Here is a 26853-nt window from a genome sequence, read left to right on the forward strand (position 1 = left end):
GGGCGGCGGAGATTCATCCACGCTCCTCTTGCGTCCGGCCCGGCGCCACGAGGAGCCCCCGCCCACCGGTGTGGGTCCGCGGCCCCGATGACAAGGTTGTCAGCCCGCGTCCGGGGTCGATCGTGCCCAGCGATGTCACCGCGGGTCAATAGTTCGTAGCGCACTGTCGACCCATGGTGGTGGATCGACACCCCGGAGGTAGGTTGAGGGACATGGACGGACGTGTGCTGGTCACCGGGGCCTCGGGGTTCATCGGGCGAGCTGTCGTCGCCGCGCTGCGCGAGCGGGGCGTGCCGGTGACAGCGGTGGACCGCGAGCCGCCGGACGCGTCCTGGGACGACGGGGTGCACGTGGTCACCGGCGACCTGGCCGATCAGGAGACGTGTGTCGCGGCGTTCGAGACGCGGCCGGCGAGCGTGGTGCACTTGGCGGCGCTGACGTCGGTACTGCGCTCGGTGGACGCGCCGATGCAGACCTTCGCGCAGAACGTGACGATCACCCAGGTGCTGCTGGAGCTCGCCCGGGGCAGCGGGGTGGACCGGTTCGTGCTCGCCTCCACCAACGCGGTGGTCGGGGACGTGGGTACGTCGACCATCACCGCGGACCTCCCGCTCCGGCCGCTGACGCCGTACGGCGCGACGAAGGCGGCGTGCGAGATGCTGCTGTCGGCGTACTCGGGGAGCTACGGGATGGCGACCGCGGCCCTGCGGTTCACGAACGTGTACGGGCCGGGCATGTCGCACAAGGACAGCTTCGTGCCGCGGATGATGCGGGCCGCGTTGAGCGGGACCGGCGTCCGGGTGTACGGCGACGGGAAGCAGCGCCGGGACCTGGTGTTCATCGACGACGTGGTGAACGGCGTCCTGCTCGCGCTGGACAGCAAGTACGACGGGCGCGCGATCATCGGCTCCGGCCGCTCGGTGTCCGTGCTGGAGATGATCGACACCGTGCGCGCGGTGACCGGCTGCCCGGTACCCGCGGAGCACATCGAGGCGCCGGCGGGTGAGATGCCGGCCGTGGTCGTGGACATCACCAACGATCTCGGCTACCGGCCGGCGGTCTCGTTGGAGGACGGTCTGGCGCGGACGTGGCAGTACTTCCGAACGCAGTGAGGAAGCATCAGGCGCTTCAAGCAGCAGTGAGGAAGCACTGGCTCCTTGTCGTCTTCCTGACGCTGGGGCTGGTGCTCAGGATCCTCGCCACCATCGCCTACCGCCCGGCGATCATCTACACCGACTCCGTCCAGTACCTGAACAACATGGGCAAGCTGAGCCCTGACCAGCTCAACCCCATCGGGTACGACTTCGTCCTCGGCCCGCTGGTATGGGCCGGCGGCCTGACCCTGGTCGTCATCGTGCAGCACCTGGCCGGGCTGCTCCTCGGCGTCGCGATCTACGCGCTGGCCCGGAGGCTCACCGTCTACCGCTGGCTGTCCGCGTTCGCCGCCGCACCGATCCTGCTCGACGCCTACCAGGTGCAGATCGAGCAGAACATCATGGCCGAGACCACTTTCGACGTGCTGCTGGTGGCGATCCTCTGGTTGCTGCTGGCGAAGGGCGCGCCAGGCTGGCGGAAGGCCGCGCTCGTCGGCGTCCTGGTCGGCGCCGCCTTCACGGTGCGCGCGATCGGCCTGGTGCTGCTCATCGCCGTGGTCCTGTACCTGATCGTGGTCGGCAACGCCTGGCGCAAACGCCGCCTGGATGTGGTACGCCGTACCGCTGCCGCCGTCGCGGGCTTCGCCGTCGTGTTCGCGGCGTACGCCGGGTACTTCCGCGCCGAGACAGGCCGCTGGGGCTTCACCGGTGCGGAGAACCAGATCCTGTACGGGCGGACGGCTACGGTCGCCAACTGCGAGACCCTGCCGCTCAACGAGGGCACCCGGTTGTTCTGCCCCAAGGAGCCGCTCGGCCAGCGACTAGGCGTCGACAAGTACGCGCACAACCACTACGGCGACCCGAACTGGCCAGGCCCGCTGCCACCCGGTACCACGAAGCGCCAGTTGGCCACGGAGTTCGCACACCTTGTCATCAGGCACCAGCCGGTGGACGTGACCTGGGCGGCGCTGAAGGACTTCGCGAAGGGCTTCGCGCCGACACGCACCAACTCACCGAACGACGTGCCGCTGGAGCGCTGGCAGTTCCAGCTGGAGTATCCGAACCTCAAGGACCCCAACACCACCAAGGCCGCGGTGAAATGGGGAGGGTCCGAGCCCCAGGTCGCCCACGGACCTGCAGTCATTCTGCGGGCCTACCAACTGCACGGCGGCTACACGTCCGGGACCCTGCTCGCTCTGTGCGTGCTGCTCGCGCTGGCTGCAGTAGTACGTGCCAGAGAGCTGCGGTCGGCGGCACTGTTCCCTGCTGCGGCTGGTGTGATCCTGCTGCTCGGCTCGGCCGCCTTCGAGTTCTCCTGGCGCTACCAGCTGCCCGGACTCGTCTTCTTCCCACTGGCGGGCGCCATCGGCCTCCGCGCGTTGCTGGGCAAGGACCAAGCGCGACCTGCGATGGCTGACTACCCGGATGCGGTGGACGCCGAGGCCGTGAAGGCCTTCGGTCACAAGGAGTTCGCACCGGTCGTCGTGGTGATCGCGGCGTACAACGAGGCCGGCGGGATCGGCCCGGTGCTCGCGAACATGCCGCGGACCTGCGCCGGACTGCCCGTCGACGTGCTGGTCGTGGTCGACGGCGCCACCGACAACACTGCCGAGATCGCCCGCGAGCACGGGGCCGCCGTGTGTGTTGCCCCGAGCAACCGGGGGCAGGGCGCGGCGCTGCGGCTCGGGTACCACCTCGCCGCGCGGGGCGGGGCGCGGTACGTCGTGACGACCGACGCGGACGGCCAGTACGACAACGACGAATTGGAGACCCTGCTGGAGCCGATCCTGCTCGACCGGGCCGACTTCGTCACCGGGTCGCGGCGGCTCGGGGCCGAGGACGCGGACAGCCGGCTGCGCTGGGTCGGCGTCCGGGTGTTCGCCGTACTCGCCTCGGTCCTGACCCGGAAGAAGCTGACCGACACGTCGTTCGGGTTCCGCGCGATGCGGGCCGGGCTGGCCACCGCGGTGACGCTGCGCGAACCGCAGTACCAGTCGTCGGAGCTGCTGCTCGGCGCGCTCGCGCTCGGCGCCCGCGTGGTCGAGCTGCCGATGACGATGCGCCGCCGCGGCGACGGGAGCAGCAAGAAGGGCCCTGGCGTCGTGTACGGCGCGAACTACGGCCGCGTGATGACGACTACGTGGCTACGGGAGTACGTGCTGCGTCGGGGTCGGCGGACGCCGGCGCAGGCTTCTTGGCGAACACGTAGCGATCGAGCAGCACGAACTTCAGGATGAACAGCGCGCCGTACGTGCCCAGATAGGAGGCGCTGACCAGGGCGGTCTGCCAGGCGTGTGAGGCGATCCGGTCGTCGACCAGGTTGTCGGTGACCGTGGTGACGATCGCCGCCAGGACGGCGGACACCACCGAGACAATTGCGTACGGCAACAGCTCGCGCCCGCTCGGGTTCCGGTGCCGCCAGGTCCAGTGGCGGTTGATCAGGTAGCTTGGGACCGTGCCGGTCACCCAGGCGACCAGGGTGGCGATCCGCGGCGTCGTCCCGAATCCGTAACAGAGCGCGAACGCCGCCTGGCTGAGGACGGTCGCGACTACGGACGATGCGGAGTACTTCGCCCACAGCAACCATTTGCCGCGGCGAGCCCTGATCCCGGTGAGTGCGCCCATCGCCGCCTATTCTGCACCCGCGCACCGGCCGGTGACAGGGTGCCGGAAATTCTCAGCCGATTACCAGCCAATAGGTGGGGCCGATCACGTTACTGGAGTGGGTACTCGGGATAGGAAGGACTGTGACGACGATTCCCGACGGAAGGCGGCCGAGCCGTGCGCGTACTCGTCCTTGGCGGTGACGGCTACCTGGGGTGGCCGACCGCGCTGCATCTTTCCGACCGCGGCCACGACACGGCCGTGCTCGACAACCTCGCCCGGCGCGGTTACGACCGCGAGCTGGGCGTCCAGAGCCTGGTCCCGATCGAAGACCTCGAGTCCCGGGTGCGGGCCTGGGAGGAGGTCTCCGGTACGGCGATCCCGGCGTACGTCGGCGACCTGCTCGACGCCGACTTCGTCTACCGGGTGCTGCGCGAGTTCGCGCCGGACGCGATCGTGCACTTCGCCGAGCAGCGCGCCGCGCCGTACTCGATGATCGACCGCGAGCACGCTGTGTACACGCAGCACAACAACGTGGTCGGCACGCTGAACCTGATGTACGCGATCGCCGAGATCAACCCGGACATCCACCTGGTCAAGCTCGGCACGATGGGCGAGTACGGCACACCGAACATCGACATCGAGGAAGGCTGGCTGGAGGTCGAGCACAACGGCCGCAAGGACCGGATGCTCTACCCGAAGAAGCCGGGCTCGTTCTACCACCTGAGCAAGGTGCACGACTCGCACAACCTCGAGTTCGGCTGCCGGATCTGGGGCATGCGGGTCACCGACCTCAACCAGGGCGTGGTGTACGGGCAGCAGACCGACCAGACCGTGCGGGACCCGCGGCTGGCCACCCGGTTCGACTACGACGCCGTGTTCGGCACCGTGCTCAACCGGTTCGTCATCCAGGCGGTGCTCGGCGAGCCGCTGACCGTCTACGGCAGCGGCGGGCAGACCCGCGGCTTCCTGGACATCCGCGACACCGTCGAGTGCATCCGGCTCGCGGTCGAGAACCCGGCGGACGCCGGCGAGTTCCGCGTCTTCAACCAGATGACCGAGAGCTACTCGGTGTCCCAGCTCGCCGACCTGGTCGCGCAGTGCTTCCCGGGTCCGGTCCAGGTCGAGCATCTGGACAACCCGCGCGTCGAGCAGGCCGAGCACTACTACAACGTGAAGCACACCGGCCTCGTCGGCCTCGGGCTGCAGCCGCACCTGCTGTCGGAGACGCTGATCGAGTCGATGTTCGACATCGTGTCCGCGAACAAGGACCGCGTCGACCACGCCGCCCTGCTACCGACCGTCCGCTGGCAGGGTCACCTCAAGCGGTGAAGAAGCAGAAGATGTGACCGACCGGGTCGGCGTACACCCGGACGTCGGGCTGCGGCTGGAACTCCATCAGCCGCGCCCCGGCGCCCATCGCCCGCTCGTGCGCCGACTCCAGGTCGTCCACCTGGATGTCCAGGTGCAGCTGCATCTGCTGGATGTGCTGCTCGCTGGGCCAGGTCGGCGGCTGGTAGTTCGGCTCCAGCTGGAAGGACAGCTTGGTCGGTCCGTCCGGATTGACCAGCGTGACCCACGTGTCCTCGTTGGCGTCCAGCTCCCATCCGAGCAGCCGACTGTAGAACTCGGCCAGCTCCCGCGGGTCGGGCGCGTCCAGTACGACACCTTTCAACGCGTATGTGTGGCTCATCCACCGCACGTTAGCGCTGCGCGCCGACAAGAACAGTCGGGAGTACGGCGAGGAAGCGGTCGCGGTGGCCGCGCCGGGCCTGCTCGGCGAGCCAGCTGTCGGCGTCGTCCTGGGTGATCAGCGCCTTCTCGACCGCCGCGGCGGCCGCGGCCTTCAGCTGCTCGGCCATCAGCTTGTGGTCCGTGACGACCTCGGTGTGGACGACGACCTCGGCCTCGTGGAAGCCGGTGTCGAGCAGGACGTCCCGCAGCGTCCGGACCGCCCGCGGCGACACCGTGCGGGACTCCAGGCCGAGGCGGATCACGTCGGTCAGGTCCTGGTCCGAGCTGTCGATCAGCACGAACCCGTAGTCCTGCCCGCCGACCACGATCCGCCCGCCGGGCCGCAGTACCCGATGCGCCTCGGCGATCGTCGGCCCGGGATCCGCGAGCAGATGGAACAGCCGCAGCGCGCGGTACCCGTCCATGGACCCGTCCTCGAGCGGCAGCCCGTCGGAATGTGCCACGTGAAACATCGCCCCGGGCGCGCGGACCCGGGCCGCCTCGACCGCCTCGGGATCGGCGTCCACGCCGGTCACCTTGAGCCCTTTCCGCGCCAGCTCGGCCACCGCGTGCCCCGCCCCGCACCCGACATCGACGCAGGTCGCGCCGCGTTTCAGCCCCAGCATCCGGTACGACGCCGCGCGTAGCTCAGCCGCTCCGGCCCGCTCCTCGATCCGCTCCAGAAAACTCATGCCCCAACGCTGCAACTTCAGGTGGACCTGAAGTCAACGACACACGAGAAAACAGCCCCGACGGAAATGCGTTGACACTCCGTGGTCGCAGCAACACACTGTGAAGACACATCTGGGTCTCGGGGGGGAACCATGAGTATGGACGATGCAGCGGTGACGCGCCTTGTCACCCGAGTGCGTGACCTCTTGGGTCCGCATGTGGAGGTCTTCGAGGACGTCGGCACGGCAGGCCAGGAGCCGCTGGTCGTCGTGGTCCTGCCGGCCGCTCTCGCGAACGGACTCCAGGACCCGCGAGCCGGCCGACCGCAGGAAGCACGTCCGGACGGCGCCGGGGACCCGGGCGTCGCGGATGCCGAGGTCCCCGGATTGTCTCCGGCCGAGACGGCGGTCGCGGAGCTGGTGGCGCGCGGGCTGTCCAACCGCCGGATCGCCGAGCACCTGTTTCTCTCCCGCTTCACGGTAGAGACCCACCTGAAGCGCATCTTCGCGAAGCTCGGCCTGTCCTCGCGGGCAGAACTCGCCGCGCTGGTCGTGGCCGGCCGCTCGAATACCTGATCTCGGGGATACCGGACCGCCGGCGCCCCACGGCACAGTGTCTGGGGAGCGGCCCAGCCCGGACCGCTGCAGCGAACTTGGGGGACAAGGTGCCATGGGCAAACTCACGGGATTCGTCGCGCCCGCCGGCGACAAGGCGTACTTCTTCACCGATGACCGATATGTCCGGTACGACGTCGCCGCGGACCGCGTGGACGACGGCTACCCACTGCCGATCGCAGGCAACTGGCCAGGACTGTTCGAGTCCGGGATCGACGCGGTCGTGCCGTGGCCGAGCGGGGCGGTGTACTTCTTCTCCGGCAGCCAGTACGCGAAGTACGACCTGGATGCCGACCGCGTCGCGGACGGTTATCCGCTGCCGATCGCGGGCAACTGGCCGGGACTGTTCGAGTCCGGCATCGATGCCGGTGTGGTGTGGAGCAGCGGTTACGCCTACTTCTTCTCGGGCAGCGACTATGTGAAGTACGACGTCGACGCCGACAAGGTCGTGGACGGGCCGCTGCCGATCGCCGGGAACTGGCCGGGACTGTTCGAGTCCGGGATCGATGCGAGCGTGTGGTGGCCGAGCGGGAAGGCGTACTTCTTCAAGGGCGACGACTACGTGCAGTACGACGTCGAGGCGGACAAGGTCGCCGACGGCTATCCGCAACCGATCGCGGGCAACTGGCCGGGGCTGCCGATCGGAGCGGCCGCGCCGCCGATCGTGCCACCCACGCAGCCTGAGGGGCAGGCGATCTCGGTGCGCGACTTCTTCCCGAAGTTCACCGAGCCGCTGGAAGGCCGGGTCGCGTACATGTACCAGGACGTCAAGGGCCTGGTGACTGTTGCTGTCGGCAACTTGATCGACAGCCCGGAGGCCGCGGCCGCGCTGTCCTGGGTACACATCGACACCGGCCTGGCCGCGACCCGCGACGAGATCGTCGAGGAGTGGCACCGGATCAAGAACGCGCCCGGTCTGGCCAAGGGCGGCCATCTCGCGGCGAAGAAGATCGCGACCCTGAAGATGACCGAGCTCGCGATGGACGAGCTGGTGAAGGCGAAGTTCGACGCGAACGAGAAGCGGCTCGCGGCCTTCTACCCGGACTGGGCGAACTGGCCGGCCGACGCCCGGCTCGGCGCGCACAGCATCGCGTGGGCCGGTGCCTACTTCCCGAACAAGTGGCCCAACTTCAACACTGCGGCGAACAGCCAGGACTGGGCAGCCGCGGTCACGCACTGCACCTTGTCCGAGGAGGGCAACCCGGGGATCAAGCCCCGGAACACGGCGAACAGGCAGCTCTTCACGAACGCCGCCGCGGTGGTCGCCCGCGGACTCGATCGCAACCTCATCTACTACCCGACCGCACTCTGAACTTGGGGGAACCAGCCATGCCATTTCCGTTGAACGACCTCGGCAACGCCGTCCGCGCGCAGATCTACCAGACGGTGGTCGGCGGCGACGAGACCGTCAAGCCGTCCCAAAACACGTTCTTCACCTGGGTGACCCCCGGGCTGCCGTTCACACCGAACGAACTCGACTTCGCCGCCGACGGCATCTTCTCCGCCCCGGACGCGGAGACGCAGAACAAGCGCGTCCTGCACGCGTACAACCTGTCGACGCTGCTCGACTTCATCCCCGACGTCGAGGGGCCGTACAGCGTCGAGCGGCAGGAGGCGATGTACAAGCCGGACGCGGAGAAGCGGCTGAGTGAGATCTACCGGCAGATCCTACGGTTCTCCAAGGTGGCGCACTTCGAGCTCACCGACGCGGAGAAGGCGAAGCTCGAGAAATTCAACAACCTGCTCTGGGAGAAGAAGACCGTCAAGGACCTGGTCACCGACGAGGAGAAGGAGGTGACCGAGGCCAGCGCGATGATGCGGGCGTACTCCGAGAAGATGGCGGCCTACCTCGACGCGGCGGCGGAGTACAACTCGAAGCGCGCCGCGGCGGCCGGAGCCACCGGGCCGGAAGGCAAGCAGGCCTCGGCGGACTGGATCCTGAACCAGAAGAACTACGCCCTCAAGGTCAAGGCCGCGATGGACGCCTGGACCAGCGGTGGGTACCGCAACGAGGTCGACAAGATCAACGCCTACATCAGTCAGACCACCGAGCGCAGCCTGGTGCTGTGGAAGGAGAGCCTGAAGGAGCGGTACGAGCAGGCGCTGATCGCCACACCGGAGGTCGGCGTCTCGTTCCCTTACACCACGCTCGTCCCGGGTGACATCGCGAACTCCAACGGCTGGACGGAAATCGGTGTCACGCACAACCACACCGAGTGGTCCAAGGATCAGACCAACACGAGCTGGAACGCGGGCGTGGGCGTCGGCTGGGGCTTCTTCAACTTCAACGCCGGCGTCTCCAAGCAGAACACGGAGTACACCGAGAACCATCAGGTGAACGAGTTCAGCCTGAGGTTCGAGCTGGCGCAGGCCGTGATCGTGCGAGCCGGCTTCTACCCGGAGTTCTTCGCCAACCGCGGCTGGATCCTCCGCAAGGGCGAGGGCTGGACGTTCGACGACATGCCGTCGGACGGCGGCCGCCCGCCGAAGGGCGAGTTCGTCGGGTACGCGACGCAGGCGATCTTCGCGCGCAATCTCGAGGTGAAGTCGCGCGACTTCGTGTCGGCGTACAAGGCGACCACGTCGAAGGTCGAGGGGTCCGGCGGGGTCGGCTGGGGACCGTTCCGGCTCTCCGGCGGGTACAGCCGGTCGAACAGCCACGAGGACTTCAACTCGACCGAGGACGGCGAGACGCTGCGCGTGCCCGGGATGCAGATCATCGGGTTCGTGAACCACCTGATCGGCAAGGCACCGAACCCGCTGGAAGAGCTCAAGGACGCGGACTTCGAGTAGTCCGCGGCAACCGCTGGGGGAGCCGGAACAATGACAGGAATCGACGCGACGGTCGTGCTCGGCATGGCGGCGAAGGTCGAGCAGGTGTTCGCCGAGGACGGGGCCTATCACGGCTTCCCGATGGCGCCGATCGGGATCACGGCCGACAGCCTGCGGGCGCTGGCCACCGACCCGCTCGGCGCCGACGCCGCCGCGGCGGCGCAGTTCTCGCTGCTGGTGAACGAGATCCCGGACGGTCCGCTGTGGCAACCGGACGGCGATCGGCTGTGGAAGGTGTACGCCGATGTGCTCGGCGCCAAGGTGGACGACGTACCGCGGACGGCCGAGCAGGAGGCTGCGTACCGGAGCGCCTCGGCGCTGCTGTACGTCGACAACGGCGGGCGGCTCGAACCGAGTCCGACGATGGTCGCCTACCAGCAGTACCGGGACGCCTTCCTGGCCGCCGGGCAGGAGTACAACAACCGGCGCGGCGAGGCCGAACTGTCGGCTGACCCGGCGGTCAAGGCCAAGTGGGCCGCCGACGAGCCGGTGCTGGCGGCCGCGGTCACGGACGCGTCGACGGCGTGGTCGGTGCAGGGAAAGCGTGCCGAGGTGGAGAAGGCGCAGCGGACGATCGCGGATCTCGGCTCGTCGTCGCCGATCCTGATGTGGGAGAAGTACCGGCAGTTGTACGACCCGACCGGCTCGGGCGATCCGACGCTGACCACGCCCGACGGCCTGTCGTACCTGCCGACCAGCATCCTGCCGTCGAATGTGACGGACGTGGACTGGGCCCGGATCACCGTCACCGCTGCCGAGTTGGCCCAGTTGGTCGCGCAGGCGCCGGCTGAGCTGCGTTCCCGGCTGGCGGGCGGCGGCGATTCCGGGACCGAGGTGCTCACCTTCGAGTACTCGTTCGTCTCGGTGTCGAGGCCGTGGTTCGCGCCGGAGGTGTTCGCTTCTCACGCCTGGCGGTTCGCCGACGGGTCCCGGGTGCTGTCCGACGGCGGCAATCCGCCGAAGGGCGAGTGCACGGCGTACGTGAGCGGGCTCGTGCTGGCCCGCAACGTCACCGTGCGGCGGCGTACGGTCGGGGGTACTCCGCCGGACGCGAGCCTGGGCTTCCTGCCGGTGCAGGACGACTCGGCGGGGCAACTCGCCGAGTCGGTGGTCACGCTGCGAGCCGAGGCGACGGTTCAGCCGCGCGCCCTGACGATCGACCGGGTGCGGGCTCTGGAGGTGTCCCGGCCCGGGTTGCGGCTCGTGCCGGTCCCGGCGGTCCGCCGTTCGCTGCCGACCCGGGAAGGTCCGCCGATCATCTGGAAGCCCGGCCCGGAGCCGGTCCCGAACCCGCCGGTGGTGACGACCACCGACCCGGGCGACGTGTTCGTACTGGCCTTCCAGTGCCGTCGGTTGCCGAAGGCACCTGATCCGGCGCCGGCAGTCGCCGCGCAAGCTCCGCCGCCGCGCATTTACCAGGTGGTGTCCGGTGACTCACTCGGCAAGATCGCGGTCAAGTTCTACGGCAACGCCGGCTTGTGGCGGAAGCTGTACGACGCCAACAAACAGACCATCGGCAAGGATCCGAACAAGCTGAAGGTCGGCCAGAAACTCACCATTCCCTAGTCGCTGTCTGGAGACCAGACAGGGCCTAGCCTCGAGACTTCATGTCGTGTCGGTTGAGCACGGCGCGTAACGCACGGAAGTGCCCGTCCTGGCTCAGCGAGGCTGCGGACCTGGGGCACTCACCAATTGGTGCTTCACGAGTGCCCGCACGCTCAGCTCCGGGCCCGGATCTCCTAACCAGCCTATTTGGTGAGTGCCCCAGATCCGGCACTCCACTCACCAACGGGTCTCGGCTCGCCGAGGCTTCTGGTCGAGTCTCGTGAGGTTGTGTGCGGCGTTGTGTCGTTCGAGCCAGGACGGTATCGACGAGACGAAGATTGAGGCTAGTCCATCGACACCTTGTCGAAGGTTGTGGTCGTGTAGCGGACGTCGAGGTCGATTTCGTCGCCGACCGCCGGCGGGGCCACGGACGACGGGAGGAACAGCATGCTGGCCTGCATGTGCGGCGGCTCGGCGAACCAGCGCTGCTTGCCCTCGATGCTGAACGGCGACAACGCCATACCGGCCGCGTCGAGGCTGCCCTTGGCCATCGCGATCGCGCGTTGCCGCACGGTCGCCGCCGCCGTCGGGGCCTCCAGGCCGACGCCGTGCGCCGTACCGCCGGAGACGATCAGGATGTGCCCGTCGCCGCTGACCCGGCGCTGCCGGTAGCCGACGCGTTCGCCGCGCCGGACCGAGTGCACGTCGAGGACCGTCGCCTTGACCGACAGCGCGCCGCGGTCGCCGAGCCACAGCCCGGTGCCCATCCGGAGCTTCACGTCCTCGCCGATGTCGGCCAGCTTCTGCGCCGGTACGTGCGACACCCACAGTGTGCTCTTCCGTACGTCGAGCGCGGCCTTGGCCAGCTGCTGCGCCTCGCGGAGGTTGGCCGACGTACCGCCCGCGCCCATCGGGAAGTGCAGCGACCAGCCCTCGAACCGGATCCGGTCGAGCGCGTTCAGCAGCATCGTGTGCCGCAGTTCGCGGGCGCCGATGCCGTGCCGGCGCATCGAGGTCATCACCTCGATCAGCACCCGGCTGCCGGCCGGGATCGACACCAGGTCGGCCAGGCGGCTGACCGTGTGGATCACGTTCTTGCTCTGCGGCACCTCCAGGAACGGCCGCCACGGCGACAGCACCACGACGTCCTCGCGTGGATCCGCGGGGACCTCGAAGTACGTGCCGACCGCGACCGTCCGGGCGCCGAGCGCGCGCGCCTCGGCGAACAGCCGGTGGTTGCCGAACCCGTAGCCGTTGCCCTTGGCGACCGGGACGATGTCGGGGTTCCACGTGGAACGGAGGTGTTCGCGCCATCGATCGGAATCGACGTGCAGGACTAGGGGCATGGTGTCAACGCCGTCTCATGTAGAGGTCGAATGCGGTGTAGAGCGCCTTGTTCAACGGCAGGTCCCACTCACCGACGTACTCGACGGCCTCGCCGCCGGTCCCGGTCTTGAACTGGATCAGCCCGACGTGCGGGTCGTTCGGGTCCAGGGTGTCGGTGATGCCCCGTAGGTCGTACACGGACGCGCCCGCCGCGAGCGCGTCCGTCATCATGCGCCACTGGATCGCGTTCGATCCGCGCACGTCCCGCTTGGCGGTCGAGCTGGCACCGTAGGAGTACCAGGAGTGGCCGCCGACCCGGACCCAGATCGTCGACGCGACCAGGTCGCCCTCGTGATGGGCGTTGTAGATCCGGAAGTCACAGCAGTCGGCCGGCTGGTTCGCCATCGCGTCGTACATCTTCTCGAAGTACGGCAGCGGGCGTGGCGTGAAGTGGTCGCGGTGCGCCGTCTCGACGTACAGCGCGTGGAAGGCCTTGACGTCCTCCGGCCCGCCCCGGGTCACCTCGACGCCGGCCTTGGCCGCCTTCTTGATGTTCCGCCGCCAGAGCTGGTTCATGCCCTTGAGCAGGTCGTCCTCGGTGCGGCCGGCCAGCGGCACCTGGAAGACGTACTGCGGCTGCCCGGCCGCGAAGCCCTCCGCGACCCGCGGCGGCTTCCAGCCCAGCTTGAGCAGCTGGTCGATGAGCCGCGCGCCGGACGGCTCGATCAGGTCCGGGCGGACGTCGCCGAGCTTCGGCTGCTGACCGCCCGCGATCGCGTCCTTGATCGTCTGCGCGCTCCACCGCCGGGTCGCCACCGGCGGACCCATCCGGATCCCGAACGCGCCGCGCTCCTGCAGTTGCGCGGCCAGCGGGCGCAGGTAGCTGCCCGGGTCGATCGCGTCCCAGTCGATGACCGGGCCCTCCGGCAGGTAGGCGAGGTACCGCTTCACCTTCGGCATCTGCCGGTACAGCACCAGACCGACACCGACCAGGTTGCCGGGGTCGCCCGGCTGGTACCACCCGAGTGACTCGGCCTTCCACTCACTCTTCACCGCCGCCCACCCGGGGGTCTGCAGGAAGCTCGCCGACGGTTGCGCCGCGATGTAGGCGGCGTGCTCGTCGGACGTGATGGTCCGGATGCTCAAGTCACTCACGGTCGGTCAGGTTACCGGCCCGGCCGCGGGAACCGTAGCCGAGCCGGTCTCTGATCAAACCAGCTTCTCGGACAGCTCCCACAACCGAGTGGCCGACTCCGGATCGAGCGCGTACTTCGCGACGCCGCTGAACTCCTCACCCGTGTTGGGTACGGCCTCGTTGTTGTCCTCGAAGTACTTGCCGGTGACGCCCGCGACCAGCGGCGACGCGGCGAGCAGTACCGAGGTCGACGCGCCCTGCTCCGGCGTCTTCCACGGGAAGTTGTCCCAGCCCTCCTGGGCCTCGGCGTCCACGTGCCGCTGCAGCGCGGTCCGGATCCCGCCCGGCATCAGCGCGTTCGCGACGATGCCGGCGTCCGCCCAGCGCTTGGCGGCCTCGACCGCGAACAGGATGTTCGCCGTCTTCGACTGGCCGTACGCCGCCCACTCGTCGTACGGGCGGCGCTCGAAGTGGATGTCGTCGAAGTGCACGTCCGAGCGCAGGTGCGCGCTCGAACTGACCGAGACGATCCGGGCGTCACCGGCCGCCGCGAGCGCGTCGTACAGACCGAGCGCGAGGCCGAAGTGACCGAGGTGGTTGGTGGCGAACTGGTGCTCCCAGCCTTCCGGCGTCCGGGTGAGCGGCTCGGCCATCACGCCGGCGTTGTTCACCAGGATGTGCAGCGGGCCGTCCCAGCTCGCGGCGAAGGCCCGGACCGACTCGCGGTCGGCGAGTTCGATGGGCGCGACGAAGACGTTGCTGTTGCCGGTGCTCTCGATGAGTTGCGCGGCGACGCGTTCCCCGGCGGCGGTGTTGCGGACGGCGAGCGTGACCTCGGCGCCGGCCGCGGCGAGCGGGGGGGTCTCGACGCCGATGCCGGAGGCGCCGCCGGTGACGACGGCCCGGCGGCCGCTCAGGTCGACGCCCGCGACGACCTCGGCGGCGGTGGAGTCATGCGTGAAAGGAGTGGTGATCCTGCTCATCAGGGTCGGTCCTGTTCTACGAGCTACGCTGTAACCGGAGGAGCCTCCGGTAATTCCAGTTAACCGGAGGAGCCTCCGATTAACAAGTCCGCTAGGTTGTGAGGTCACGGAGGGAGGGGAGATGGGTACCCGCGAACGTCCGCTGCGCGCGGACGCCCAGCGCAACCGCGACCAGATCGTCGCCGCGGCCGCGCAGGCGTTCACCAAATGCGGGCTGGAAGCGACGCTCGAAGGCATCGCCAAGGACGCCGGGGTCGGCATCGGCACCCTCTACCGGCACTTCCCGACCCGTGAGCTGCTGATCGAAGCCGCCTACCGCAACGAGCTGGCCGCGGTGTGCGACGCGTCCGCTGACCTGCTGGAGAAGCTGCCACCGGACCAGGCGCTGCGTGCGTGGATGGACCGCTTCATCGACTACATGGCCCGCAAGCGCGGCATGGCCGACGCGCTGCGAGCCGTCTTCGCCTCCGGTACGAACCCGTACGCCCAGAGCTTCGAGCTCCTCGTCGGAGCAGTACAGCCGTTGCTCGAGGCGGGTGCGGCCGCCGGGCAGATCCGTTCGGACATCTCGGCCGCCGACCTGCTGGTCAACATCAGCGGGGTCGGTGGCGCCGCGGCCGACGACCGCGACCAGGCCGGACGACTGCTCGACCTGCTGATGGACGGCCTGAGGTACCGGGCGTGAAGGTTGCGCTGGTGACCGGATCCACCTCCGGGATCGGGGCGGCGACGGTACGGCGGTTGGCCGCGGACGGGATGACCGTCGCCGTGCACTCGCGCTCCAGCCGGTCCGCGGGGGAGGCGCTGGCCGCTGAGCTGGGCGGCTCGTATCACCAGGCCGATCTGTCCGACGACGCAGCGGCGGCCGCGCTCGTGCCCGAGGTAGTGGCCGAGCACGGGCGGCTCGACGTACTCGTGAACAACGCCGGCATCAGCTGGCCGGTCCCGCACGCGGACCTCGACGGACTGACCGCCGAGGACTGGCGGCGGCTCCTCGACGTGAACCTGATCGCGCCGTGGCTGTTGTGTACGGCGGCCCTCCCGGCGCTCCGCGAGTACGGCGGCTGCATCGTGAACGTGACGAGCCACGCGGGCGTCCGGCCCAAGGGCAGCTCGATCGCGTACGCCGCGTCGAAGGCGGCGCTGAACCACGTGACGAAGTTGCTCGCCGCCGCGCTCGGACCCGACGTCCGGGTGAACGCGGTCGCTCCCGGGCTCGTCGACACGCCGCTCACCGAGTCGTGGACCGCGGCGCAGGAGCTGTGGAAAACCGCGAGCCCGATGCGCCGTGCGGCGCAGCCGTCGGACGTCGCGGACCTGATCTCCGCGGTTGTCCACAACAGCTACCTGACCGGTGAGGTCATCCTGCTCGACGGCGGTCTGAATTTGTGTCGGTGACGGCTCCTACGATCGCGGGATGTCTTTGGGTCGAGACTTCCGGCGGTTGTGGCTCGCGTTCACGGTCAGCGCGTTCGGATCGGCGGTAGGGCTCGGCGCGCTGCCGTTGGTCGCCGTACTGGCGCTGGACTCGACCACCCTCCAGGTCTCGATGCTGGCGGCGCTGTCCGCGGTGGCCGGCGCGGCGCTCGCCCTGCCGATGGGGGACTTCATCGAGCAGCGGCGGAAGCGGCCGGTGATGATCGCGGCGGACCTGGTGCGGTTCTTCGCGTTGGTCTCGGTGCCGGTCGCGGCCTTGTTCGGCGTACTGACGTATGCCCATCTTTGCGTGGCCGGGGTGTTCCATGCGGCCGGGACGATCGCGTTCCAGGCTGCGAGTGGCGCGCATTTGAAGGCGTTGGTTTCGGCTGAGGGCCGGGCGGAGGCGAACAGCCGGTTCGAGCAGACCAACTGGGCGTCGTTGACCGTCGGTCCGGCGCTGGGTGGAGTGCTGGTGAGCTTGGTCGGCGCGACGGTGACGCTGGCGGTCGACGCGGTCTCGTTCCTCGGATCGGCGCTCGGCATCCGGCGGATCCGGCAACCCGAGCCGGAGCCGGTGCGGCGCGAGGGGAAGCGCGACATCACCGCCGGTTGGCGGTACATCCTGCGGCACCGGGGACTGCGCGTGCTGTTCTGGAACTCGCAGCTCTTCGGCGGTCCGGTGATGATGACGTCGCCGTTGTTCGCCGTTTTCATGTTGCGGGACCTCGGGCTGCCCGCGTGGAGCTACGGGGTGCTGCTCGGTGTTTCCTGCATCGGCGGGGTGATCGGCGCGCGGCTGGCGCCGCGACTCACCCGGCGGTACGGGCTGCGCTGGATGCTGCTGGTGTTCGGCGTACTGCGGGCGCCGTGGCTGCTGCTCGTCCCACTGGCACCGCACGGCTGGGCCGGCTTCGTGCTGCTGACCGTCGCCGAGACGGCGCTGCTCGTCGGAGCCGGCGCCTTCAACCCGTCGTTCGCGACGTACCGCATGGAGGTGACCGAGGACGGCTTCATGTCCCGCGTCGTGGGCTCCTGGTCAATCACCTCACGCTGCGTCCAACCCGCCTTCATGGCCCTCGGTGGCGTCCTCGCAACGGTGATCGGGATGCGCGGTGCGCTATGGGTCGCGGGGATCTGCTGCACGCTCAGCGCAGTACTCCTACCCTGGCGAGCACCTAAACCAGCCCCCTTGCCCGAGCCGGCTTAGCCTCATGCTGCGCTACCGTCGCTGCCATGGCGCAGTCAGATCCTGAACCCGAACCCACGACCGAGGCTCAGGCTGCGGGCAAGCCCGGGGTTCCGGAGAAGACTCAGGCGGAGAAGGACGCCGAGGCGGCGGCGCGGGCGGGTGCGGCGGAGAATCGGTTTCAGTGGTGGTGCGCAGGGTTGACCGTGATGATCGGTGTGTTCCTGCTCTCCGGCATCCTTCAGTCGGATCGGAGCTTCGGCGTTCTCGGCTGGCTCGGCGTGGTGCTGACCTACCTGTGCCTGGCCGCGCTCACGGCCACCTACGTCTTCTGTGCCAAGGATCGCCTGAAGCTCCGGACCCAGGTGCTCGGTCCGGTCGACGTCTTCCAGGCCAGCACGGTCGTCGTGGTGGTCGCGGTGATCTGCGGCCTGCTCGTGCCGACCGACAGCAAGGCCGCGCTCGCACTGCTCTTTCCGTGGGCGCTGACCTACTGGATGTACGGCCTGAACCGGACGAAGAAGCCGGCCGACAGCTAGTTGAGGTGCGCCCGCAGGTAGTCGAGGTCCGCCTTCTGGCCGTTGTTGGCGTTCGGCGTCTCGACGACCACCGGGGCACCGGCGGCCTGCACGACCGCGACGATGTCCGCCGGGTCGATGTGACCTTCCTCGAAGTTGCTGTGCCGGTCGGCGCCGGAGCCGAACTCGTCGCGTGACCCGTTCGCGTGCACGAGGTCGATCCGGCCGGTGATCGCCAGCACCCGCTCGACGATCGTCGGCAGCTCCTCACCGGCCGCGTGGAAGTGGCAGGTGTCCAGGCAGAACCCGACGTTCTCCAGGCGGTCGTTGCCGGACGCCTGCACCGCGTCCCAGAGCCGCGCGATCCGCTCGAGCTGCCGGGCCATCGCGTTCTCACCGCCGGCGGTGTTCTCGATCAGCAGCGGCACCGGGAGCTCGGCGCGCTCGATGCACTTGCGCCAGTTGTCGAACCCGGCCTCCGGGTCGTCCTCGTCGCCGACGTGCCCGCCGTGCACGATCACGCCCTTGACGTCGATCTCGGCGGCCTTGTCGAGCGTCTGCTGCAGCAGCTTCCGGCTCGGGATCCGGATCCGGTTGTTCGTGTTCGCGACGTTCAGCCGGTACGGCGCGTGCACGTAGAGGTCGACCCCCGCGGCGGCGGCCCGCTCCTTCAGCGCCTCCTCGCCGTCGGCGTACGCGAGCTTGGGCGCCTTGTAGTCCTGCGGATTCCCCAGGAAGAACTGCACCAGGTCGGCCCCCCGGTCGGCCGCCTCGGCCAACGGGTCCTCCTGATCCACATGCGCACCAAGCTTCACAGTCATACCCACACCCTAGAACCGCCCACCGACAGCTTTCAGTCGCCCCATCCGGCCGACCGGGTGACCTGCCGGCTCCCGGGCGCCGGCGGCTGGACCGGGCGGCCTTCGAATTCTGTGGACAGGACGATGTGGGTGTTCATCTCGCCGTGTTCGCCGAGGCGTTCGAAGAGGCCTTCGAGGTGTTGCATCGACGTGACGCGCACGCGGAGCATCGAGCAGGAGTTGCCGCTGAGCTTGTGGATCTCGAGGACCTCGGGGAAGTCCTCGGCGCGGGTGGTCTTGAGCAGGCAGCGGCCCGTCGTACAGCGCATCTGGACGAAGGCGGACAGCGGCTGGCCGGCGCGCGCCGGGTCCACCTGGGCGCGGTATCCGGTGATCACGCCGGCCTCCTCGAGGCGTCGTACCCGGTCGGCGACCGCGGGTGGCGAGAGGTTGACCCGCTTGCCCAGCTGGTTGAACGACAGGCGGCCGTCGGACTGCAGTTCGGCCAGGATCTGCCAGTCGGTGGGGTCCAGCTCACGCTCCTGAAAGGTCATCTGCCCAGAACACCTTCGATATCGACGGTAGGCAAGGCCGGATGCCTTGCATCATGTATTCAGCGCGAACGGGCACCTTTCTAGCGTGGTGCGCATGCTCGTTCCCGTCGTCCTCGCAGCCGCCCTGATGAACGCGGCGATGATCGCCGCCAGCGCGGTGAGCACGATCCTGACCGCCGACGAACTCGGCTCCAGCCTCGCCGGCGTCCCGAACACGGCCGGGGTCCTCGGCACCGCCGCCGGTGCGATGGCGGTCGGCCGGTGGACCACCCGGTTCGGTCGCGCGTACGCCCTCCGGCTCGGGTACGGCGCGGGCGTCGCCGGCGGGGCGTTGACGGTGCTCGCCGCGGTGGGTGCGCCGATCGCGCTGCTGTTCGTCGGCATGTTCCTGCTCGGGGCCGGGAACGCCGCCAGCCTGTTGTCCCGGTACGCCGCCGGCGAGGCCGTCCCGGAGCCCCGCCAGGCGTCGGCGATGAGCGCGGTCGTGTGGGCCAGTACCGCGGGCGCCGCCGGCGGACCGTTCCTGATGGCGCCCGCGCAGGGCTTCGCCTCGGCAGTCGGACTGCCCGCGGTCGCCGGGCCCTTCCTGCTGGCCTTGGCAACGGTCTTCGGGGCCCTGGTCGCGGCGACGTACATCCGGACCGTCCACACCGCCGAGCAACCGGCCAGGTCCCGTGCCACTCAGGCCCCGGCCGCCGCTCGTACGTCGGTCCTCGTGGCCGCCGGCGTGATGGTGACCGGGCATCTGGTGATGGTGGCGCTGATGTCGGCCGTTCCGGTGCACACCCACCACCACGGCGAAGGCCTCGGGCTGCTGGGCGTGATGCTGTCCGCGCACACGCTCGGGATGTTCGCGCTGTCGCCGCTGACGGGGTGGTGGATCGACCGCACCGGTCCGCGTCCGGTGATGCTCAGCGGTCTGCTGCTGCTGATCGTGTCCGCGCTGCTGACCACGCAGTCGGGCCTGGCCTTCACCCCGGCGCTGTTCCTGCTCGGCTACGCGTGGAACCTCTGCTACCTGGGCGGCAGCGCGCGGCTGCTCGGTACGCCGTACGAGAGCAGGGTCGAGTCGTCGATCTGGGCGATCTCCGCGGTCTCCGCGGCCAGTTCGCCGTGGCTCTACACGCTCGGCGGCTACCCGCTGTTGACCGTCATCTCGGTCGTTCTCGCCGTACCGTTGGTGCTGCTCGTACTGCGTCGACGTGAGCACACCGTCGCGGTACCGTGACGCGGAGTCGTCGGGACAGGCCTGTGGATATGGTCAAGCAGGCGTCCGAACGCTGGTACTCTTTTTGATGTGGCCCGGTCCATCGACCGGGCTCGTTGTTTGGCGTCGGTGGCAAGTGCCGGCGCCGGACAGACCGCATCGCCCTCCTGCCACGGAGAGACCGTGGCCGCCAAGTCCGAAGGAGGTGGAGTTCGCGCATGCGTCGTTACGAAGTCATGGTGATCCTCGACCCGGAGCTCGATGAGCGCACCGTGGAGCCGTCCATCGACCAGTACCTGAACATCGTCCGCAAGGAAGGTGGCACGGTCGAGAAGCTCGACATCTGGGGTCGTCGCAAGCTCGCCTATGACGTGAAGAAGAAGGCCGAAGGCATCTACGCCGTCATCGACCTGACCGCCGAGCCGGCGGTCGTGAAGGAGCTCGACCGGCAGCTCACGCTGAACGAGTCGATCCTGCGCACCAAGGTCATCCGGCCGGACCAGCACTGAACCTGGGGTCGTCAGCAGCCAGCGGTACTGTCGGCGCCAGCCGGTACCACTAGCTGTAGACACAGCCACACCCGATAGCAGGAGGAACGGCAATGGCAGGCGAACCACCCATCACCCTGATCGGAAACCTCACGGGTGATCCGGAACTGCGCTTCACGCCCTCGGGCGCCGCGGTGGCGAATTTCACCATCGCGTCCACCCCGCGGACGCTGGACCGGCAGACCAACGAGTGGAAGGACGGGGAGACCCTCTTCATCTCGTGTTCGGTGTGGCGCCAGGTCGCCGAGAACGTTGCCGAGTCGCTGACCCGCGGTTCCCGGGTCGTCGTGCACGGGCGCCTGAAGGCGCGCAGCTACGACGACCGCGACGGGAACAAGCGCACCGTGTTCGAGTGTGACGTCGAGGAGATCGGCGCCAGCATGCGCTACGCGACGCTGAAGATCTCCAAGACCTCGCGCTCCGACGGCGGTGGCTTCGGCGGCGGCGGTGGTGGCAACCAGGGTGGCGGCTACAACCAGGGCGGTGGCAACCCGGGCGGCGGCTACGGCGGCGGCCAGGGTGGCAACCAGCAGAACGACCCCTGGGCGACCCCGCAGGGCGGCGGACAGCCCGCCCAGCAGAACGACCCCTGGGCCAGCCAGGGCGGCGGCTCGATGGAGGAGCCCCCGTTCTGAGCGGCCCGCAATCCATCAGTAAGTGACCATTCCGGCGGACCAGCCGGGCTCTGGAAGTAGGAAGAGAGCACCACAATGGCCAAGATCGTTCGGAAGCCGAAGAAGAAGATCTGCGGCTTCTGCAAGGACAAGGCGACGTACGTCGATTACAAGGACACCGCGCTGCTGCGCAAGTTCATCTCGGACCGCGGCAAGATCCGCGCCCGCCGGGTGACCGGGAACTGCGTGCAGCACCAGCGCGACGTGGCCACCGCTATCAAGAACGCTCGTGAGGTGGCCCTGCTGCCGTACACGAGCACGGCTCGCTGAGGGAGGCGCGGACCATGAAGCTCATCCTGTCTCAGGAGGTCGAGGGCCTCGGAGCCCCCGGCGACATCGTCGAGGTGAAGGACGGCTACGGCCGTAACTACCTGGTCCCGCGCGGCCTGGCCATCGGCTGGACCCGCGGCGCCGAGAAGCAGATCCAGACGATCAAGCGGGCGCGCGACGCCCGGGCGATCCAGGGCAAGGAGCACGCGAGCGAGGTCAAGAACCAGCTCGAGCAGCTTGCCGTGAAGCTGGAGGTCAAGGCCGGTGACACCGGCCGGCTGTTCGGTTCGGTCACCCCGGCCGACATCGCCGGCGCCATCAAGGCCGCCGGCGGCCCGCTGGTCGAGAAGCGCGCGATCGCGATCGCGACGCCGATCAAGACCACCGGCAAGCACCAGGTCGCCGTCCAGCTGCACCCGGAGGTGGCCGCCACGGTCCGCCTCGAGGTTGCGGCCGGCTGATCCCGCACCACGTCCAAGGCCCGCGTCCCCCTGGGGGACGCGGGCCTTGTCGTTGGGTCGGTTCTCCGCTCACCGCGGAGCGGATCAGTTCTCGCCCTCGGGGGTGGGCCAGTCGACCGGTTGTGGTTCGACGGCCTGGCCGGTGTCGCCGGTGGCTGGGACGGTCGGCCAGTCCGACGGCTGCGGTTCCGCCGCGTTGCCCTGTTCCACCGGCTTGACCGTCGGCCAATCGGTAGGTTGCGGCTCGATGTTGTCCGCGAGTGCGGACCCGGACGGCACCAGCACCACAGCCGCCGCCAGCGCCGCCACGGTCCGCGCCGCGACGCGCGCTCGTCGACCCGTCATTTCTTCGGGTCCAGCGCGTAGAGGACCGAGCTGTAGACGACGACCGCGCGTTTCCCGACGATGCCCCAGGGCCGTGTCGTCCCGGGCGGCAGCGCGTACTGCTTGCCGGCGGCGGTCACGGCGTACAGCTTGCTGGCGTTCGTGCCGTACAGGTACTGGCCGGTGATCGACAGCGGGTGGAAGTCCTTGAGTTCGAGCGGCCGGCGGGTGGTGAGATTGATCAGGCACTCGCCCCAGGCGGCGAACTTGCGGCTCGGGTCCGGGACCCAGGCCCACTCGTCGGGGTTACCGGCCGCGGTCGGCGTGCAGATCGAGACGACTTTGCCACTCGCCGTCGAGTGCACCGTCGGGATCACCAGATCCGGCTTGCCCGGAAACGTCCACAGCACCAGCGCGTAGTCCGGGCTCGCGGTGATGACCTTCTGGATCACGCCGCCGCCACCCGGCTTCTGCAGCGGGACGGGCACCGGCTGGTCCCTGCCGGGCTGGGTCCAGGTGAACCCGGTCTTCGGCAGTGCGTGCAGCGCACGGTCGCCCTCGGCCAGCAGCACCGTCGAGAACCGCGGCCCCTCCGGAACCGTCTTGAGCTCGCCGCCGGACACCACCATCGCGCCGGAGTCGCTGCTCAGCAGGATCAACGGCGACTTGCCGAAGAACTGCACCTGGGCGCCGTCCGGCAGTTCGAGCTTGGTCGGCAGCGCGCCGCCACCCGCCCAGTAGGTCAGGGTGTCCGGTGTCGCGACGGCGAGCACCAGCTTGGAGTCGATCGTGGTGTAGACCGGGCTCAGCGCGTCCTTCGGGACCTTGTCCTGCCACAGCACCTTGCCGTTGCTGTCGAAGACCGCGACCTTCTGGTCCTGGGTCAGGATCGCGACCTCGGTGCCGTCCGGCTTGATCGCCGGCGTGGTCTCCTCGGCGATGTCGACCGTCCAGCCCGCGTGGTTGGAGAAGCCCGGCGGCGGGGTCTGCGGCGGGTACTCGTCGGCGCGCACGCTCGGCTCCGGCAGCGCGGGCAGCTTGGGTGACTCGGTCACCTGCGGCTTCTGCTCCCCGAGCTTGCTGAACACGGTGATGTACAGCGTCGTACCGGCGATCAGCACCCCGGCGAGCACGAACGCCACCACGATCGGCCAGATCGGCTTCTTGTTCCGGCGGGAGTCGGTCTCGATCGCGTCCACCTGGCCGTCCGGGTGGATGACCAGCGGCCAGGAGGCGCCGTCGGCCTCGACCGCGGTCGCCTTCACCGGGCGGCCGAGCTGGGCGGCGCGCTCGCTGACGAGCTGGATGGCGGCCTGCCGCGGGTCGTGGTGGTTGACCGGATGGCTCCGGCCCGCGATCTTCACCTCGGCGTTGTGGTCGTCGTACAGCCGGATCGTGACCTTCGGCCAGGAGGGGATCTTCTCAGCCACGATGTCCTCTCATTCCCGCCACAGGTCTCCCTCGTTCGTCCGGAACCGACGTGCTCGTTCTAGCATGTCCCCCGCATGAGGCATGCCAGGGATTCCGGGCATGCGGAAACCACGCGGGCCCGTCGGCTCGACTGACCCCGACAAGGGGGTAGAAACATCCTCGCCTGTGGATGGGTCACGAAAGTACACCCGGAAAGCGAGAGAATACGGTGGGCGACAGCCTGTGACGGACCGCGAGAGGAGGGGCCATGACGCAGAACCCGTGGACACGAGATCAGTCTCCGGGTCCGCAACAGCCGTCACCCGGTCCCGTGCCTCGGCCGGACATGACCCCGCGGGGGCCGTCCGCCCCGCAGCACGGGGTGCCGGCGCCGGCGGAGGACCAGCGGCTGCCCAAGTTCGCGATTCCGGCGGCGGACACGCTCTGGTGGGTCGGTGTGCACGGCGGCGCCGGCGAGACCACCATGTCCGTACTGCTCCCCGGGACCCGGGCGGCCAACCACCGTTGGCCGATCCCGCCGCCGCCGGTGCCGACACCGGTGATCCTGGTCGCCCGGACCCACGGGTCCGGGCTGCGCGCCGCGCAGCGGGCCGCGATCGAGTGGGCCTCGGGCGTCGTGCAGGGCGTCGCCGTGCTCGGCCTGGTGCTGATCGCGGACGCCCCCGGCCGGCTGCCCAGGGTGCTCGACGACTTCGCCGACATCGTCGGCGGAGGTGTTCCGAGGGTCTGGGACATCCCCTGGATCGAGGAGTGGCGCAGAGGGGAGGCTCCGACGCCTGACAACACCCCGGACGAGGTTTTCGAAGTCCTTGAATCCATCTACGCTCTTCGCGCGTCAAACCCAGCGGATTACCCCGCCCCATACTGAAAGGTTTTCACCATCATGTCGTTCGCACACCACCTGATCATGGAGCTTCCGAACATGCTCCCCCTGGAAGCGCCGCCAGGGGTTCAGGGCAACCTGGACAAGGTCCTCGGCTGGGTCAAGTGGATCGCGTACTCGGTCTGTGTCCTCGGCATCCTGATCGCCGGCGGCATGATGGCCGTCGGTCAGCGCCGCGGTGAGGGCGGCGAGCACGCGGCCCGGCTCGGCTGGGTCCTCGCGGCCTGCATCGTGATCGGTGCGGCCACCGCCCTCGTCGACGCGCTGAAGAGCTGATCCAGGTCCGCGCAGAGCAGCTCGGAGGCTGATCGTAGGTGGGACTGTTCAGCAGGGACGACGACTCCGGCGACGATTCCGACGGCGCGAAGAACAGCTTCCTCGAGGAGCGTGGCTTCATCGCGTCGGCGATCGTCGTCGGAGCGGTACTGGTCTGCCTGGTGGTCTGGTTCATGGCGGGTGGCCGGTCGGACGATCCGACGGCCGGCCCGAGCCAGACCCCGAGCACGGTCGTCCCCACCGGGCAGCCCACCGAAGAAGAGTCCACCGAGCCGCCGGCGCCGACCGAGGAGCCGAGCGCCACGCGGACCGCACCGCCACCGCCCAACAGCCGCACCGGCGGCTGCAACGCCAAGAACCCGAGCCAGGCGATCCCCCGGGTCGCCGCCCCGCTCGCGGTCTCCTGGCAGTTCGAGGGAAAGATGCTGATCCCGATTCAGGCCGAGAGCGGGCCGGCGAAGACCAGCCCGAACGGCGTGCGCTCCTGTTTCGCGCACTCGCCGACCGGCGCGGTGCTCGCGGCCATGGTCCTGCTCGGCCAGCTGCAGAACCCGGAGGTCGGCATCGCCGCCCTGAACAGCCGGGTGTACCCGGGTCCCGGCCGCGACGCGGCGATCGCGGCGGCCAAGCAGGCGGCCAGCACGCCGTCGACGACCGTTGCCGGTGACATCCAGTTCGCCGGCTTCAAGGTGCTCGACTACCCGCCGAACGCGACCCGCGCGATCATCCAGGTGGTCGCCGACCTGAACAACAAGGCGTACGGCGCGATGCCCGTCACCATGCGCTGGTACAAGGGCGACTGGTACATCGAGCTGCAGACCGACGGGAGCTTCAACGGCTCGACCGAGCCGGACATCCTGACCAGTCTCAGCGGCTACGTGAGGTTCAGTGGTTCGTCATGATCGCACTCGGATGCTCGGGCTGGCCCTGGGACTGGGACGACTGCTTCAAGGAGGGCCTGCAGGCCGCACTCGAGTGGGCCTTCGGCACCTTCTTCGACTTCATCTTCGAGGCCATCGCCAACGTCGTCATCAAGGCCGTCGAGGCGGTCATGAAGGCCGTCGGCCTGCTCTGGGTCTACATCAAGACGCCGGACATCGCGGAGAACACCCCGGCGCTGTGGATCCAGGAGCACACCAACTTCATCATGGTGTTCATCGCCTCGATCGCGGTCGTCGTCGCGGCGATGCAGATGGCGATCTCGCACCGTGGTGAGCCGGCCCGGGACATCGTGCGCTCGCTGGTCACGCTGGTCGTGGTGACGGGATCCGCGACGGCCTTCGCGGGCACGCTGATCTCGGCCTCGGACGAGTTCTCGTCCTGGATCGTCAACGAGGCGCTGGCGGCCAACGACCACAACTACGCGAAGAACCTGCTCGACGTGCTGGACGAACCGTTCGGCTGGTTGCTGGTCATCTTCGTCGGCATCCTGATGGTCATCACGGCGATCGTCCAGCTGGCGCTGATGATCGTCCGCTACGGCATGCTCGTGCTGCTGGTGGGCGTGCTGCCGCTGACCGCGGCGGCCACGAACACCGAGATGGGGATGATGTGGTTCAAACGCGCCCTCGCCTGGCTCGCCTCGTTCATCATCTACAAACCGGTCGCGGCGATCATCTACGCCACCTCGTTCATGCTGATGGGTGCGACCGACGACGGCGGATCGAAGATCCTCAAGGTCATCATGGGCGTCACGCTGATGATCGTGGCAGTGGTCGCACTGCCGGCCATTCTGCGCTTCGTCTCCCCGAGGACGTCCTGAC

The 26853-nt window shown here is 68.9% G+C and carries 30 protein-coding genes; 20 read left to right on the forward strand and 10 right to left on the reverse strand.

Annotated elements, in window-relative coordinates; translation table 11 throughout:
* Positions 1–212 precede the first annotated feature (212 nt).
* Both ABN611_RS12640 and ABN611_RS12645 read left to right on the forward strand, forming a co-directional pair.
* Positions 213–1112, forward strand: coding sequence for an NAD-dependent epimerase/dehydratase family protein (locus ABN611_RS12640; RefSeq protein WP_350280031.1), 900 nt, complete (start codon positions 213–215; stop codon positions 1110–1112).
* Between the two features lie 26 nt (positions 1113–1138).
* Positions 1139–3331: a glycosyltransferase family 2 protein gene (locus tag ABN611_RS12645; protein ID WP_350280032.1), complete on the forward strand. Its 2193-nt coding sequence runs from the start codon at positions 1139–1141 to the stop codon at positions 3329–3331.
* Here ABN611_RS12645 and ABN611_RS12650 read toward each other — a convergent pair.
* Positions 3231–3719, reverse strand: a complete 489-nt coding sequence (locus ABN611_RS12650; protein ID WP_350280033.1) for a GtrA family protein — start codon at positions 3717–3719, stop codon at positions 3231–3233. The two genes, ABN611_RS12645 and ABN611_RS12650, sit on opposite strands and share 101 nt — an antisense overlap.
* Before the next feature lie 156 nt (positions 3720–3875).
* Here ABN611_RS12650 and ABN611_RS12655 point away from each other — a divergent pair, with 156 nt between their 5' ends.
* Positions 3876–5030: an NAD-dependent epimerase/dehydratase family protein gene (locus ABN611_RS12655; protein ID WP_350280034.1), complete on the forward strand. Its 1155-nt coding sequence runs from the start codon at positions 3876–3878 to the stop codon at positions 5028–5030.
* Here the strand turns inward: ABN611_RS12655 and ABN611_RS12660 are convergent.
* Together ABN611_RS12660 and ABN611_RS12665 are read right to left on the reverse strand one after the other, a co-directional pair.
* Complete coding sequence (locus tag ABN611_RS12660) at positions 5020–5391, reverse strand: VOC family protein (RefSeq protein WP_350280035.1); 372 nt, start codon at positions 5389–5391, stop codon at positions 5020–5022. The genes ABN611_RS12655 and ABN611_RS12660 overlap by 11 nt on opposite strands.
* Positions 5392–5401: 10 nt before the next feature.
* Positions 5402–6124, reverse strand: coding sequence for a methyltransferase domain-containing protein (locus ABN611_RS12665; protein ID WP_350280036.1), 723 nt, complete (start codon positions 6122–6124; stop codon positions 5402–5404).
* A 153-nt stretch (positions 6125–6277) separates the two neighbouring features.
* On the opposite strand from ABN611_RS12665, the gene ABN611_RS12670 reads away from it, so the two are divergent.
* From ABN611_RS12670 to ABN611_RS12685, 4 genes are all read left to right on the forward strand, one after another.
* Positions 6278–6679, forward strand: coding sequence for a helix-turn-helix transcriptional regulator (locus ABN611_RS12670; RefSeq protein WP_350280037.1), 402 nt, complete (start codon positions 6278–6280; stop codon positions 6677–6679).
* Between the two features lie 94 nt (positions 6680–6773).
* Positions 6774–8030, forward strand: a complete 1257-nt coding sequence (locus ABN611_RS12675) for a hemopexin repeat-containing protein (protein ID WP_350280038.1) — start codon at positions 6774–6776, stop codon at positions 8028–8030.
* Between the two features lie 17 nt (positions 8031–8047).
* A complete protein-coding gene (locus ABN611_RS12680; RefSeq protein WP_350280039.1) occupies positions 8048–9511 on the forward strand; it encodes a hypothetical protein in 1464 nt (487 codons plus the stop codon).
* 30 nt (positions 9512–9541) lie between these two features.
* Complete coding sequence (locus ABN611_RS12685) at positions 9542–11116, forward strand: LysM peptidoglycan-binding domain-containing protein (protein ID WP_350280040.1); 1575 nt, start codon at positions 9542–9544, stop codon at positions 11114–11116.
* A 323-nt stretch (positions 11117–11439) separates the two neighbouring features.
* Here the strand turns inward: ABN611_RS12685 and ABN611_RS12690 are convergent, their stop codons facing one another.
* From ABN611_RS12690 to ABN611_RS12700, 3 genes are read right to left on the reverse strand one after another with little or no spacing between them, the layout of a single operon-like run.
* Positions 11440–12441 carry an alanine racemase gene (locus tag ABN611_RS12690; protein WP_350280041.1) on the reverse strand — a complete coding sequence of 334 codons (1002 nt, stop codon included), beginning with the start codon at positions 12439–12441 and terminating at the stop codon, positions 11440–11442.
* A gap of 4 nt (positions 12442–12445) precedes the next feature.
* Complete coding sequence (locus ABN611_RS12695; protein ID WP_350280042.1) at positions 12446–13576, reverse strand: peptidoglycan bridge formation glycyltransferase FemA/FemB family protein; 1131 nt, start codon at positions 13574–13576, stop codon at positions 12446–12448.
* A 54-nt stretch (positions 13577–13630) separates the two neighbouring features.
* Complete coding sequence (locus ABN611_RS12700; protein WP_350280043.1) at positions 13631–14539, reverse strand: SDR family NAD(P)-dependent oxidoreductase; 909 nt, start codon at positions 14537–14539, stop codon at positions 13631–13633.
* A gap of 121 nt (positions 14540–14660) precedes the next feature.
* Between ABN611_RS12700 and ABN611_RS12705 the strand changes: the two genes are divergently transcribed.
* From ABN611_RS12705 to ABN611_RS12720, 4 genes are read left to right on the forward strand one after another with little or no spacing between them, the layout of a single operon-like run.
* Positions 14661–15224: a TetR/AcrR family transcriptional regulator gene (locus tag ABN611_RS12705; protein WP_350280044.1), complete on the forward strand. Its 564-nt coding sequence runs from the start codon at positions 14661–14663 to the stop codon at positions 15222–15224.
* Positions 15225–15235: 11 nt separating this feature from the next.
* Entirely contained in the window at positions 15236–15937 is a 702-nt protein-coding gene (locus tag ABN611_RS12710) for an SDR family oxidoreductase (RefSeq protein WP_350280045.1), read from the forward strand.
* Between the two features lie 19 nt (positions 15938–15956).
* The gene (locus ABN611_RS12715; protein ID WP_350280046.1) at positions 15957–17165 is read left to right on the forward strand and encodes an MFS transporter; all 1209 of its coding nucleotides are present in this window, start codon (positions 15957–15959) and stop codon (positions 17163–17165) included.
* Between the two features lie 26 nt (positions 17166–17191).
* Positions 17192–17683, forward strand: coding sequence for a hypothetical protein (locus tag ABN611_RS12720; RefSeq protein ID WP_350280047.1), 492 nt, complete (start codon positions 17192–17194; stop codon positions 17681–17683).
* Here ABN611_RS12720 and ABN611_RS12725 read toward each other — a convergent pair.
* The gene (locus ABN611_RS12725; RefSeq protein WP_350280048.1) at positions 17680–18483 is read right to left on the reverse strand and encodes a deoxyribonuclease IV; all 804 of its coding nucleotides are present in this window, start codon (positions 18481–18483) and stop codon (positions 17680–17682) included. The genes ABN611_RS12720 and ABN611_RS12725 overlap by 4 nt on opposite strands.
* 32 nt (positions 18484–18515) lie before the next feature.
* A complete protein-coding gene (locus tag ABN611_RS12730; protein ID WP_350280049.1) occupies positions 18516–19016 on the reverse strand; it encodes an Lrp/AsnC family transcriptional regulator in 501 nt (166 codons plus the stop codon).
* A gap of 94 nt (positions 19017–19110) precedes the next feature.
* Here ABN611_RS12730 and ABN611_RS12735 point away from each other — a divergent pair, with 94 nt between their 5' ends.
* From ABN611_RS12735 to rplI, 5 genes are all read left to right on the forward strand, one after another.
* The gene (locus ABN611_RS12735) at positions 19111–20244 is read left to right on the forward strand and encodes an MFS transporter (RefSeq protein ID WP_350280050.1); all 1134 of its coding nucleotides are present in this window, start codon (positions 19111–19113) and stop codon (positions 20242–20244) included.
* A 197-nt stretch (positions 20245–20441) separates the two neighbouring features.
* Entirely contained in the window at positions 20442–20732 is a 291-nt protein-coding gene (gene rpsF / locus ABN611_RS12740) for a 30S ribosomal protein S6 (RefSeq protein WP_132211461.1), read from the forward strand.
* A gap of 92 nt (positions 20733–20824) precedes the next feature.
* Complete coding sequence (locus ABN611_RS12745; RefSeq protein WP_350280051.1) at positions 20825–21406, forward strand: single-stranded DNA-binding protein; 582 nt, start codon at positions 20825–20827, stop codon at positions 21404–21406.
* 75 nt (positions 21407–21481) lie between these two features.
* On the forward strand, positions 21482–21715 hold the full coding sequence (gene rpsR, locus ABN611_RS12750; RefSeq protein WP_141856470.1) for a 30S ribosomal protein S18: 234 nt from the start codon (positions 21482–21484) through the stop codon (positions 21713–21715).
* Between the two features lie 14 nt (positions 21716–21729).
* A complete protein-coding gene (gene rplI, locus ABN611_RS12755) occupies positions 21730–22176 on the forward strand; it encodes a 50S ribosomal protein L9 (RefSeq protein WP_350280052.1) in 447 nt (148 codons plus the stop codon).
* Between the two features lie 84 nt (positions 22177–22260).
* Here the strand turns inward: rplI and ABN611_RS12760 are convergent, their stop codons facing one another.
* Positions 22261–22521 carry a hypothetical protein gene (locus ABN611_RS12760; RefSeq protein ID WP_350280053.1) on the reverse strand — a complete coding sequence of 87 codons (261 nt, stop codon included), beginning with the start codon at positions 22519–22521 and terminating at the stop codon, positions 22261–22263.
* A complete protein-coding gene (locus tag ABN611_RS12765; RefSeq protein ID WP_350280054.1) occupies positions 22518–23930 on the reverse strand; it encodes a hypothetical protein in 1413 nt (470 codons plus the stop codon). The genes ABN611_RS12760 and ABN611_RS12765 overlap by 4 nt, the downstream gene beginning before the upstream one ends.
* 326 nt (positions 23931–24256) lie before the next feature.
* On the opposite strand from ABN611_RS12765, the gene ABN611_RS12770 reads away from it, so the two are divergent.
* The 4 genes from ABN611_RS12770 to ABN611_RS12785 are packed head-to-tail and all read left to right on the forward strand — an operon-like array spanning position 24257 to position 26852.
* The gene (locus ABN611_RS12770) at positions 24257–24799 is read left to right on the forward strand and encodes a DUF6668 family protein (RefSeq protein ID WP_350280055.1); all 543 of its coding nucleotides are present in this window, start codon (positions 24257–24259) and stop codon (positions 24797–24799) included.
* A gap of 15 nt (positions 24800–24814) precedes the next feature.
* Positions 24815–25090, forward strand: coding sequence for a conjugal transfer protein TrbC (locus tag ABN611_RS12775; protein ID WP_350280056.1), 276 nt, complete (start codon positions 24815–24817; stop codon positions 25088–25090).
* A 38-nt stretch (positions 25091–25128) separates the two neighbouring features.
* Positions 25129–25992, forward strand: coding sequence for a hypothetical protein (locus tag ABN611_RS12780; RefSeq protein WP_350280057.1), 864 nt, complete (start codon positions 25129–25131; stop codon positions 25990–25992).
* A complete protein-coding gene (locus tag ABN611_RS12785) occupies positions 25989–26852 on the forward strand; it encodes a hypothetical protein (RefSeq protein WP_350280058.1) in 864 nt (287 codons plus the stop codon). Before ABN611_RS12780 ends, ABN611_RS12785 begins: the two co-directional genes overlap by 4 nt.
* Position 26853 lies beyond the last annotated feature (1 nt).

This window comes from Kribbella sp. HUAS MG21, assembly GCF_040254265.1.
Classification (GTDB): Bacteria; Actinomycetota; Actinomycetes; order Propionibacteriales; family Kribbellaceae; genus Kribbella.

What these genes read in the sequence shown, in the direction of transcription:
- ABN611_RS12640 (WP_350280031.1), top strand. Translation starts at nt 213, where the DNA reads ATGGACGGACGTGTGCTGGTCACCGGGGCCTCGGGGTTCATCGGGCGA.
- ABN611_RS12650 (WP_350280033.1), bottom strand. Translation starts at nt 3,719, where the DNA reads ATGGGCGCACTCACCGGGATCAGGGCTCGCCGCGGCAAATGGTTGCTG.
- ABN611_RS12660 (WP_350280035.1), bottom strand. Translation starts at nt 5,391, where the DNA reads ATGAGCCACACATACGCGTTGAAAGGTGTCGTACTGGACGCGCCCGAC.
- ABN611_RS12665 (WP_350280036.1), bottom strand. Translation starts at nt 6,124, where the DNA reads ATGAGTTTTCTGGAGCGGATCGAGGAGCGGGCCGGAGCGGCTGAGCTA.
- ABN611_RS12675 (WP_350280038.1), top strand. Translation starts at nt 6,774, where the DNA reads ATGGGCAAACTCACGGGATTCGTCGCGCCCGCCGGCGACAAGGCGTAC.
- ABN611_RS12680 (WP_350280039.1), top strand. Translation starts at nt 8,048, where the DNA reads ATGCCATTTCCGTTGAACGACCTCGGCAACGCCGTCCGCGCGCAGATC.
- ABN611_RS12685 (WP_350280040.1), top strand. Translation starts at nt 9,542, where the DNA reads ATGACAGGAATCGACGCGACGGTCGTGCTCGGCATGGCGGCGAAGGTC.
- ABN611_RS12690 (WP_350280041.1), bottom strand. Translation starts at nt 12,441, where the DNA reads ATGCCCCTAGTCCTGCACGTCGATTCCGATCGATGGCGCGAACACCTC.
- ABN611_RS12700 (WP_350280043.1), bottom strand. Translation starts at nt 14,539, where the DNA reads ATGAGCAGGATCACCACTCCTTTCACGCATGACTCCACCGCCGCCGAG.
- ABN611_RS12705 (WP_350280044.1), top strand. Translation starts at nt 14,661, where the DNA reads ATGGGTACCCGCGAACGTCCGCTGCGCGCGGACGCCCAGCGCAACCGC.
- ABN611_RS12715 (WP_350280046.1), top strand. Translation starts at nt 15,957, where the DNA reads ATGTCTTTGGGTCGAGACTTCCGGCGGTTGTGGCTCGCGTTCACGGTC.
- ABN611_RS12720 (WP_350280047.1), top strand. Translation starts at nt 17,192, where the DNA reads ATGGCGCAGTCAGATCCTGAACCCGAACCCACGACCGAGGCTCAGGCT.
- ABN611_RS12725 (WP_350280048.1), bottom strand. Translation starts at nt 18,483, where the DNA reads ATGACTGTGAAGCTTGGTGCGCATGTGGATCAGGAGGACCCGTTGGCC.
- ABN611_RS12730 (WP_350280049.1), bottom strand. Translation starts at nt 19,016, where the DNA reads ATGACCTTTCAGGAGCGTGAGCTGGACCCCACCGACTGGCAGATCCTG.
- ABN611_RS12735 (WP_350280050.1), top strand. Translation starts at nt 19,111, where the DNA reads ATGCTCGTTCCCGTCGTCCTCGCAGCCGCCCTGATGAACGCGGCGATG.
- rpsF (WP_132211461.1), top strand. Translation starts at nt 20,442, where the DNA reads ATGCGTCGTTACGAAGTCATGGTGATCCTCGACCCGGAGCTCGATGAG.
- ABN611_RS12745 (WP_350280051.1), top strand. Translation starts at nt 20,825, where the DNA reads ATGGCAGGCGAACCACCCATCACCCTGATCGGAAACCTCACGGGTGAT.
- rpsR (WP_141856470.1), top strand. Translation starts at nt 21,482, where the DNA reads ATGGCCAAGATCGTTCGGAAGCCGAAGAAGAAGATCTGCGGCTTCTGC.
- rplI (WP_350280052.1), top strand. Translation starts at nt 21,730, where the DNA reads ATGAAGCTCATCCTGTCTCAGGAGGTCGAGGGCCTCGGAGCCCCCGGC.
- ABN611_RS12760 (WP_350280053.1), bottom strand. Translation starts at nt 22,521, where the DNA reads ATGACGGGTCGACGAGCGCGCGTCGCGGCGCGGACCGTGGCGGCGCTG.
- ABN611_RS12770 (WP_350280055.1), top strand. Translation starts at nt 24,257, where the DNA reads ATGACCCCGCGGGGGCCGTCCGCCCCGCAGCACGGGGTGCCGGCGCCG.
- ABN611_RS12775 (WP_350280056.1), top strand. Translation starts at nt 24,815, where the DNA reads ATGTCGTTCGCACACCACCTGATCATGGAGCTTCCGAACATGCTCCCC.
- ABN611_RS12785 (WP_350280058.1), top strand. Translation starts at nt 25,989, where the DNA reads ATGATCGCACTCGGATGCTCGGGCTGGCCCTGGGACTGGGACGACTGC.